The 603-nt window shown below is 65.2% G+C and carries 1 protein-coding gene; it reads left to right on the plus strand.

Features of this window, described 5'->3' with window-relative positions:
- The coding region (locus HX846_RS37350; RefSeq protein WP_178967484.1) for a zinc-binding dehydrogenase at nt 1-603 on the plus strand (603 nt) is incomplete at both ends.

The raw sequence follows: 603 nt of genomic DNA on the forward strand, positions 1-603 counted from the left end.
CGCCCGGACGCCCTGCAACGCGCCGGCACATATCCGATGAAACCCGGCATGAGCCCGATTCCCGGGCTGGAAGTGGCCGGTGTGGTGGTCGCGCTGGGCGAAGGCGTCAGCGAGTACGCGCTGGGCGACAAGGTGTGCGCCCTGACCAATGGCGGCGGTTATGCGCAGTACTGCGCAGTGCCCGCCAGCCAGACCTTGCCGGTTCCCGATGGCCTGGACTGGATTCAGGCGGCAGCGATCCCGGAAACCTTCTTCACCGTATGGGCCAACCTGTTCGGCATCGGCGGTGCGCATAAAGGCCAGCGCGTGTTGATCCATGGCGGCACCAGCGGCATCGGCACCACCGCGCTGATGCTCTGCCGCGAGTTCGGTATCGAAGCGTTCGCCACCGCCGGCAGCGTGGAAAAATGCGCCGCCATCCGCGAACTGGGAGCCGAGCCGATCAACTACCGGGAACAGAATTTCGCCGAGGTCATCGCTGACAAGACCGCGGGCAAGGGTGTCAATGTGGTCCTCGACATCATGGGTGGCTCCTACCTGAACGACAACATCAGCGCCCTGGCCATGGAAGGTCGCCTGGTGATGCTGGGCTTCCTCGGCGGC

Source organism: Pseudomonas sp. K5002 (assembly GCF_013386655.1).
GTDB lineage: Bacteria > Pseudomonadota > Gammaproteobacteria > Pseudomonadales > Pseudomonadaceae > Aquipseudomonas.